Origin of the sequence: Nostoc sp. 2RC, assembly GCF_014222165.1 — a bacterium.
GTDB classification, from domain to species: domain Bacteria; phylum Cyanobacteriota; class Cyanobacteriia; order Cyanobacteriales; family Nostocaceae; genus Nostoc; species Nostoc linckia.
Genome location: NZ_JACKZU010000428.1, coordinates 1 through 6,558 on the forward strand (window position 1 = coordinate 1; position 6,558 = coordinate 6,558).

Here is a 6,558-nt window from a genome sequence, read left to right on the forward strand (position 1 = left end):
GAGTAGGGGAGGTAGGGGGAGAAGGGGAAAAGGTTAAAGGGAAAAGGGAAAAGGAATCAATTTAGTCTTTACCCTTTACCCCTTACCCCTTTCCCTTTCCCCATGCCCCATGCCCAAACAGTGCTATATTATAACTTTTCAAGAAATGATCAGGAACGGTATTGGTATTCGCACGGCGCAAGTGCGTCAGGAACGGCTTGTTGGTCAAATTCATGTCTATGATGGTGCGGGGAAAGGTAAGTCTCAGGCGGCTTTAGGGGTGGTTTTGCGTTCCATTGGGTTGGGAATTAATACACCTACTAATTCCAATCGGGTTTTACTACTGCGGTTTTTAAAGGGGCCTGAGCGTGATTATGATGAAGATGGAGCGATCGCTGCTTTGCAACGTGGTTTTCCTCATTTAATTGACCAGGTTCGCACTGGCAGGGCGGAATTTTTTGGCCCCGAAGAAATTACTGCTTTTGATAAAGAGGAAGCGGCGCGGGGTTGGGATGTCGCCAAGGGTGCCATAGCTAGCGGTTTATATTCAGTTGTGGTTTTGGATGAAATTAACCCTGTACTGGATTTGGGTTTGCTACCAGTGGATGAAGTGGTGCGGACATTAAAATCCAAACCCCAAGAGTTGGAAATCATTGCCACCGGACGGGCTGCACCACAAAAGTTGCTGGATATTGCAGATTTACACTCAGAAATGAAACCCCACCACCACCCAACTGCTAAAGCACTTTTACTTAATGGTATTGAAATTTATACTGGTGCTGGTAAGGGTAAATCTACGAGTGCTTTGGGTAAAGCTTTGCAGGCAATTGGTAGAGGAATTAATCACCCTGGTTCTACCCGTGTATTAATTATGCAATGGCTTAAAGGTGGTAGTGGTTATACAGAAGATGCGGCGATCGCTGCTTTGCAACAATCATATCCAGAAGTGGTAGATCATCAACGCTGCGGTCGAGATGCAATTGTTTGGCGAAATTCTCGGCAAGAATTAGACTACATAGAAGCCGAACGCGGTTGGGAAATTGCCAAAGTTGCCATTGCTTCTGGATTATATAAAACAATTATTCTCGATGAACTCAATCCCACAGTAGACCTAGAACTACTCCCAGTTGAACCCATTGTCCAAGCTTTACTCCGCAAACCCCGCGACACTGAAATTATTATCACTGGTCGCTGTCAAAATCAACCAACATACTTTGATTTGGCTAGCGTTCACTCAGAAGTTTACTGCCACAAACACTATGCAAATCAAGGCGTAGAACTCAAACGAGGAGTGGATTTTTAATAGGTTGTCGTAATTGGGTATTGGGCATTGGGCATGGGGCATGGGGAAAGGGAAAGGGGAAAGGGGTAAAGGGTAAAGATTAAATTGATTCCTTTTCCCTTTAACCTTTAACCTTTTCCCTTTAACCTTTTCCCTTTAACCTTTTCCCTTTAACCTTTAACCTTTTCCCCATCTCCCCATCCCCCCGTTCTACAACGCCCATTTTTCTTTACTCCGTGGCTTTGGAACTCTTTGTAGTGTCAGATTGTTTAGTATCGGTAACTTGTTTTTGAGGATTTTTCTGATTAACTTGACTATCTATTTTTTCTAGTGCTTGTTTTGCCAAATTTTCAGCAGCTTGTTTAAATAAGGGTTCTATTTTATTTCGCCAATATTGAGTATTAGGCAATTTTTCTGGATGGTTTTTGTAATCTAAAACTTTATCCCATTGACCGGATTCTAATGCTTGATTAATATCATTAAATAATGCATCGGCTTTTGTCCAATCTTCTTGCCACTGGTTGATAACTTTGCGGGTTTCTTGGATATCAGAAGCGGCAGTTGTGGGAATTGATTTTAAAAGTGCGATCGCTCCAACTACATCTCCAGAATCATACTTCTTTTTTGCTTGTTCTAAAATTTGGGTACTGTTTTCATTAGGCTGTGATTTTCCATTATCAGAAGTTGATGGGTTTGATTTTTCTGACGATGAAATTACTACATCTTTAGATTTTGGTTTGACTTGAGGAAGTGGTCGAGTAGTAATTAAGGTACTATCGTCTACGATTTTAGTGGCAATGCCTTTTTCTCGCAGGCAAGAAGTCCATTCTCCTTTATTGGCTACTACATCTTGGTGTGCCCAAGCCGAATTTCCAGATTTAAGTTTAACTTCTATCCAACCTCGTTTTGTCTGCTTGCCAGTTACCTCGAAGCTGGTATTGTTACCAACAGTTTGCACAATGTTACCAGAATTAATGGAACTAGGTTCAGAACGGATATTAGAATTTCCCACAACAATTGCAGAGCATTTGTTTGCTAAAGTGCGATCGCTACCTGTAAAGTTAGCTGCTAAATTTTTCATATTGGGATATACATTTGCTACCAAAGCAGCAGCACCTCCCGCCAACAATATGCCAATTAATATTGGCCAGGGATCGGATTTGCTAGTCTGATGCACAGGTCTAGGGGGGACATGATTTGCTGGCGCAACTGCTAGAGTGTGCTGGCGAGATACTACTTGGCGTCGGGGTTTGGTTGCTTGGGTACTGAAATTTTTTCCAGCTTCTTGGGGTCTGGAAATTGCAATTACAGGATTAATCGCATTTTGACATGCTTGCAATGCTTCCGTGGCAGTTTGGTAACGGTCTTTGAAGTGATAACGCACCATCTTTGCCAACACTGCTGCTAGTCGTGGGTTGACAGTTACAGAATGCCGCCAAATGATTTCCCCTGTTTCTGGATCTTCCTGTAATTCTGTTGCTGGCAATCCTGTTAATGCTTGAATGGCAATGATTCCCAAGGAATAAATATCACTGTTGGGGCGTGGTTTACCTTGCCCTTGTTCTGTGGGCATATAGCCAGGAGTACCGATAACCACTGTGGCAGAACCTTGTCCGCCGACTGTCACCATTTGGGTACGCAGTTGCTTAACTGCCCCAAAGTCTACCAAAACAAATTTATTATCTGAGGTGCGACGGATAATATTATCTGGTTTGATGTCGCGGTGAATCACACCTTGCTGATGGACAAATTCCAGAATCGCCAGAACTTCCTGCAACAGTTGAATTACTTGGCTTTCACTCCAGCGCTTACCAGGTAAAAGTTCCTCAGCTAGGGTGTGTCCTTCAACGTATTCTTGTACTAAATAGAATTCTTGGTTTTCGTCAAAGTAAGCCAGTAGCCTTGGTATTTGGTCGTGGTTACCAAGTTTTTCCAAGGTTTCGGCTTCGCTATTGAACAGACGTTTAGCAGTAGCAAAAACTCTGGGGTCAGTTCCGGGCTTGAGGTGCTTGACAACGCAAACAGGGTTACCTGGCCGCCTAGTATCTTCAGCAATGTATGTTTGACCAAATCCTCCCGTCGCCAGGACTCGAATTATTTGGTAACGATGATCTAGTAACTTGCCTATCATATTCCCTCCCCAGAGTTATCACCGAAATTTTCCGCTAGTAATAAATATCTCCAAATTTTCTTCCATGAAATCCGCTATCTTGAAAAAAGATTTAGATTAAAAACGCAGCTTTTTAATAAACGCAGACTGTTTATTTCTCTTTTAGTGCCCCTGTTGATTACCAATGCCACCTAAAATAACAAACCCAGTTGCATGGCGTCAGGCTGAAATCCTCATGCAACCTGCTTTTATTCGCGTTATCGACAATATCCGCAAACAGCTTGATGAGTCTTCGTGGACAGGAACTTACCATGATGTCCTGATTTGGCCGCCTAACACCACTGATGAAATCAAAGCGTTGGTGACTGAACTGTTGCAAGCAATGGAAACTGCAACGCCCCAAGAAGCAGATGAAATCAGACAGACTCTAACTCGCCTACCAATGCCCCATCCAGGATATCATTTACTTTTGCAGCGTCAACAGCAGCAAGCGAGTATAGATTTGTGGGAGTTGTGTTATCAAGTATGTTTTATTGAATACAACCCTGAAAAAGAAGCGGCTAATATTGATACTAGTTTGATTGATGAATTCAATGAAGTCGATTGGCTGCGTTTAGATGCTAAAACAAAGCAGTTAGTTGAAGAAGCATTTGCCAGTTTACCTGAGAGTTAATCAAGTAGAAGATTAGAGAGAATGAATAACTCAAAAGCAAAATTGATACATGGATATTGTTTATCGTCTACAAGGTGTTGAATTTGAATGGGATGAAAATAAAGCACAAAGTAATATTGAAAAACATGGTGTTACGTTTGAAGAAGCAACAGAGGTTTTTTTTGACCCTTTCTACCAAGTGGGTGATGCTACTGCTAATCATGAACAGCGCAATTTCATTTTAGGTTATTCTCTTTCTCAACGCTTATTGCTTGTAGTTTATGTAGAACGCAGTAGGCGAACACGCATTATTTCTGCCCGTCCAGCTACTCGCACAGAAAGAAAGTTATATGAACAAGCCTAACGAAGAACTCGAACTACACTTAAAACCCCGTGCGACAGAAACAGTACCAATAAAAATACCAACCGATACATTGGAATCGCTTAAAAAAATTGCAGCTAATCGAGATATGACACTTGAAGCATTACTCAAGTTTTACATTGGACAGAGTTTGCGCCAAGATTTAGCTAAAGTATTTTCTGAGCGAGTACTTGAATCAACAGCTGAAGTTTTAGCAAGGCACATCGAATCGAAAGAGGAAATTTTAACTATAATTCAAGAAATTCAAGCCGAAACATGTCTCTAGTCAAGTGTTTAGCAAAGAATAACACATAAATTGAGAACTAAAAAATGCCTTACCAAATCAACTACACTGAAGCGTGCAATAATTTTGACAAAATTTATGAAGAGGCAATTAGCAGCCGTGAACCTGTAGTAGTGAATCGTGAAGGTGCTGAAAGTGTATCTGTAATTCCGACTGCGGAACTTAATAGCATCATAGAAACGGCATATTTGTTTCAATCACCTGAAAATGCAGCACGACTTCTAGATGCTTTACAACTTGTTAAGGCTAAGACTAATCAACCGCAGTCTATAGAGGAACTCCGAAAGAAGTTTGAACTTGATAAAGAAGAGTAAATAAATTTAATGTCTGGTCGCGTCGAATTAATCAAGCTGACCGTATTGTTTATGTAGTTACTGACAACAGAGTTGAGTTTATTCAAGCTCGATATCATTATAGCGATCGCTAATTTCATGTCATCTCCAAAAAACGCGATCGCCATGCCTCCCATATTTAAAATTTACTTTTTGAGTGTTTATTCAGCCACTCAAGCAAATGCTGATTAATTTCCTCAGGGTTTTCTAATTGAAGCCAATGATTACATTTATTTATTCGTATGTATTGCCACTCAGCTTGGACGAAAACACCAGATTTACTCATCTGTTCTTCAGCCATAAAGTTGTCCCCAGAACTCCAAATGCCAAGGGTCGGAACTTGGATCAAATTTAGCTGTGATTGATTGCTACGAAGTGAAGACACAATAAACGGGAGTACGGGATTGGCTTTTTCCCAAACTTGAATATAGAAAGAGTTATCTTCATGTAAAAACTTTTCAACGATGCTTTCTTTATCAGGATGTCCACGCAGTACCCACCTGAAAAAAAATCCATTGTTTGCACGATATATGGGTATTGCCACAGGCAAGGGGTTGAATACTAAATACCAACTTTTAATCATTGATTGAAAGGAAAGATTTTCGATCAATGCCAGAGGATGTCCTGCTGATAACGCAGTATATGATATCAGCCGTTCTGGATATCTCGTTGCCATTTCCCAACCCACTATTGCTCCATAATCATGAGCAATACAATGCGCTTTTTTCACATTCAGGGCATCCATCAATCCGATGACATCAGCTGACAGTGAGGCAAGGGTATACTTATTTAATTCTTCAGTCTTTTCGCTCTGTCCATGACCAAGCCAATCAAAGCAGATAACACGATATCCAAATTCCACCAAAGCGGGGATCTGAAATCTCCATAAAGAACTTTCATCCGGCCAACCATGTAGTAGAATTACGCTCTCATGTCCATTGCGCGAATCTAAAACATGGTATTTATAACCATTTATTTTAGTATAAAATTCTTCCATAATAGATTCAATTTATGTCTAATTAACTTTTACTATCATACAAATAAGACTCATATTTGATTTTTTAAATATACGTAGTTGTTTGAAAAAGCTAAAATTGTCATCTCCAAAAAACGCGATCGCCATCAATCACCGTTATCATTGTCATAACGATAACTTTAGTTTCATTTACAAACTCATCGTTTTGTTGACTAAACGCTTTAGGATTATTTACAAACTCATCGTTTTGTTGACTAAACACTTTAGTTTCATTGACAAACTCATGCTTTTAGTCACCATCGCTTTAAACTAATTAACGAAATCGCACTGTCGATCGGATATTTACTGCCTGTACTCCAGTCGTTTGCTAATTTAAGCGATCGCTTCAGTCAAGATCCTTTTCAAACTTACTTTGCGCTGACAATTGTAGCTACAGGTGGTTCAAAATGCAGTGCCAAAGCTTCACTAAGATTTGCTAATGCCTCAGGGGTGAACGAAATTTTGTGTGGGATTTCTAGCTAAGTATCCAAAAAATTACCCTCCACACTCCCCACACTCCCCA

General features: G+C 40.5%; 8 protein-coding genes and 1 pseudogene. 7 read left to right on the forward strand and 2 right to left on the reverse strand.

Annotated features, from left to right (window positions below; translation table 11 throughout):
• Positions 1-145 precede the first annotated feature (145 nt).
• On the forward strand, positions 146-1,282 hold the full coding sequence (locus tag GNE10_RS30455) for a cob(I)yrinic acid a,c-diamide adenosyltransferase (protein WP_185569537.1): 1,137 nt from the start codon (positions 146-148) through the stop codon (positions 1,280-1,282).
• A 208-nt stretch (positions 1,283-1,490) separates the two neighbouring features.
• On the opposite strand, the gene GNE10_RS30460 is transcribed toward GNE10_RS30455, so the two are convergent.
• The gene (locus GNE10_RS30460) at positions 1,491-3,392 is read right to left on the reverse strand and encodes a serine/threonine protein kinase (protein WP_185569539.1); all 1,902 of its coding nucleotides are present in this window, start codon (positions 3,390-3,392) and stop codon (positions 1,491-1,493) included.
• Between the two features lie 163 nt (positions 3,393-3,555).
• On the opposite strand from GNE10_RS30460, the gene GNE10_RS30465 reads away from it, so the two are divergent.
• The 5 genes and pseudogenes from GNE10_RS30465 to GNE10_RS30485 form a co-directional block, all read left to right on the forward strand.
• Positions 3,556-4,044, forward strand: a complete 489-nt coding sequence (locus GNE10_RS30465) for a hypothetical protein (RefSeq protein WP_185569541.1) — start codon at positions 3,556-3,558, stop codon at positions 4,042-4,044.
• A gap of 49 nt (positions 4,045-4,093) precedes the next feature.
• Complete coding sequence (locus GNE10_RS30470) at positions 4,094-4,387, forward strand: BrnT family toxin (RefSeq protein WP_185569543.1); 294 nt, start codon at positions 4,094-4,096, stop codon at positions 4,385-4,387.
• Positions 4,374-4,670: a hypothetical protein gene (locus GNE10_RS30475; protein WP_185569545.1), complete on the forward strand. Its 297-nt coding sequence runs from the start codon at positions 4,374-4,376 to the stop codon at positions 4,668-4,670. The genes GNE10_RS30470 and GNE10_RS30475 overlap by 14 nt, the downstream gene beginning before the upstream one ends.
• 44 nt (positions 4,671-4,714) lie before the next feature.
• Positions 4,715-5,002, forward strand: coding sequence for a type II toxin-antitoxin system Phd/YefM family antitoxin (locus GNE10_RS30480; protein WP_185569547.1), 288 nt, complete (start codon positions 4,715-4,717; stop codon positions 5,000-5,002).
• Between the two features lie 14 nt (positions 5,003-5,016).
• A pseudogene (locus GNE10_RS30485) lies at positions 5,017-5,115 on the forward strand (type II toxin-antitoxin system YoeB family toxin); the annotation flags it as partial.
• A 44-nt stretch (positions 5,116-5,159) separates the two neighbouring features.
• On the opposite strand, the gene GNE10_RS30490 reads toward GNE10_RS30485, so the two are convergent.
• Complete coding sequence (locus GNE10_RS30490) at positions 5,160-6,017, reverse strand: alpha/beta fold hydrolase (protein ID WP_185569549.1); 858 nt, start codon at positions 6,015-6,017, stop codon at positions 5,160-5,162.
• Positions 6,018-6,114: 97 nt separating this feature from the next.
• Here GNE10_RS30490 and GNE10_RS30495 point away from each other — a divergent pair, with 97 nt between their 5' ends.
• Positions 6,115-6,309, forward strand: coding sequence for a hypothetical protein (locus GNE10_RS30495; protein ID WP_185569551.1), 195 nt, complete (start codon positions 6,115-6,117; stop codon positions 6,307-6,309).
• Positions 6,310-6,558 lie beyond the last annotated feature (249 nt).

What these genes read in the sequence shown, in the direction of transcription:
- GNE10_RS30455 (WP_185569537.1), top strand. Translation starts at nt 146, where the DNA reads ATGATCAGGAACGGTATTGGTATTCGCACGGCGCAAGTGCGTCAGGAA.
- GNE10_RS30460 (WP_185569539.1), bottom strand. Translation starts at nt 3,392, where the DNA reads ATGATAGGCAAGTTACTAGATCATCGTTACCAAATAATTCGAGTCCTG.
- GNE10_RS30465 (WP_185569541.1), top strand. Translation starts at nt 3,556, where the DNA reads ATGCCACCTAAAATAACAAACCCAGTTGCATGGCGTCAGGCTGAAATC.
- GNE10_RS30470 (WP_185569543.1), top strand. Translation starts at nt 4,094, where the DNA reads ATGGATATTGTTTATCGTCTACAAGGTGTTGAATTTGAATGGGATGAA.
- GNE10_RS30475 (WP_185569545.1), top strand. Translation starts at nt 4,374, where the DNA reads ATGAACAAGCCTAACGAAGAACTCGAACTACACTTAAAACCCCGTGCG.
- GNE10_RS30480 (WP_185569547.1), top strand. Translation starts at nt 4,715, where the DNA reads ATGCCTTACCAAATCAACTACACTGAAGCGTGCAATAATTTTGACAAA.
- GNE10_RS30490 (WP_185569549.1), bottom strand. Translation starts at nt 6,017, where the DNA reads ATGGAAGAATTTTATACTAAAATAAATGGTTATAAATACCATGTTTTA.